We start from the raw sequence: 1,329 nt of genomic DNA, 5'->3' as shown, positions 1-1,329 counted from the left end.
GGGACTGTTTCGTAATCGGTGTTTTGGCCCGAGACGCTGAGTGAATGCTCGGCGAGGAGGTGCCGAGATGACGACACTGGAGAATGTGACGAAGAAGAGGGCCGAGCCCTCCGCGGAAGCTGCGGCGGCCGCGGAGTTGGTGCGCCTGGCCAAGGAGCAGGGCCTGTCGCTGACCGGGCCGGACGGTTTGCTCAAGCAGTTCACCAAAACCGTTCTGGAAACCGCACTGAACGAGGAGATGACCGAGCACCTCGGGCACGACAAGAACCAAGCTCCGGCCGATCGGGAGTCTACGAATATTCGCAACGGGACTCGGTCGAAAACGGTGTTGACCGAGGCCAGTGGGCATGTCCCGATCGAGGTCCCTCGTGATCGGGAAGGGACGTTCGAGCCGCAGATCGTCAAGAAACGCCAACGTCGATTGAACGGGGTCGATGAGATCGTGTTGTCGTTGTACGCCAAAGGATTAACGACTGGTGAAATCAGTTCGCATTTCGCTGAAATCTACGGGGCCTCGGTCTCGAAGGAGACCATCTCGCGGATCACCGACAAGGTCCTCGAGGAGATGCAGGACTGGTCTGCCCGTCCGCTCGACGAGGTGTACGCGGCAGTTTTCGTCGATGCGATCGTCGTCAAAGTTCGAGACGGGCAGGTCGCAAACCGGCCGATCTACGCGGCGATCGGCGTCAGTCTCGACGGACGGCGCGACGTGCTCGGATTGTGGGCCGGCACCGGCGGTGAGGGCGCCAAATTCTGGATGTCCGTGCTGACGGACATTCGCAATCGCGGCACTCGGGATGTGTTCTTCCTGGTCTGCGACGGATTGAAAGGCCTGCCGGAAGTCGTCGAGAACGTATGGCCGGCCACGACGGTACAAACGTGCGTCGTGCATTTGATCCGCAACACCTTTCGGCTCTCGGGACGTCAACACTGGGACGCACTCAAACACGATCTCAGACCGATCTACACGGCACCGACCGAGGCTGCCGCTCACGCGGGGCTGGACGATCTCGCCGAGCACTGGGGTGAGAGGTATCCGGCGATCATCCGATTGTGGACCAACGCTTGGCAGGAGTTCATTCCGTTCCTCGATTACGACACAGAGATACGGCGAGTGCTCTGCTCTACCAACGCGATTGAGTCCCTCAATGCCCGCTATCGGAGGGCGGTGAAAGCTCGTGGCCATTTCCCTACCGAGGCGGCTGCGCTGAAGTGTCTGTATTTGGTGACACGTTCGCTCGACCCGACAGGCAAGGGCCAGGCACGATGGATAACGAGGTGGAAGCCCGCTCTGAACGCGTTTGCGATCACGTTCGCCGATCGTTGGCC

The 1,329-nt window shown here is 60.5% G+C and carries 1 protein-coding gene; it reads left to right on the top strand.

The genetic code is table 11. From position 1 onward, the window contains the following. Nucleotides 1–67 precede the first annotated feature (67 nt). Nucleotides 68–1,329 (top strand): IS256 family transposase (locus ABTX60_RS43140; RefSeq protein ID WP_352102052.1); only part of this gene is annotated, 1,262 nt, incomplete at its 3' end.

This window comes from Streptomyces sp. NPDC126510, from assembly GCF_040302345.1.
Classification (GTDB): domain Bacteria; phylum Actinomycetota; class Actinomycetes; order Streptomycetales; family Streptomycetaceae; genus Streptomyces.
The sequence above is the reverse complement of the archived record's forward strand: the minus strand, read 5'-3'. Positions and strand labels throughout refer to the sequence as shown.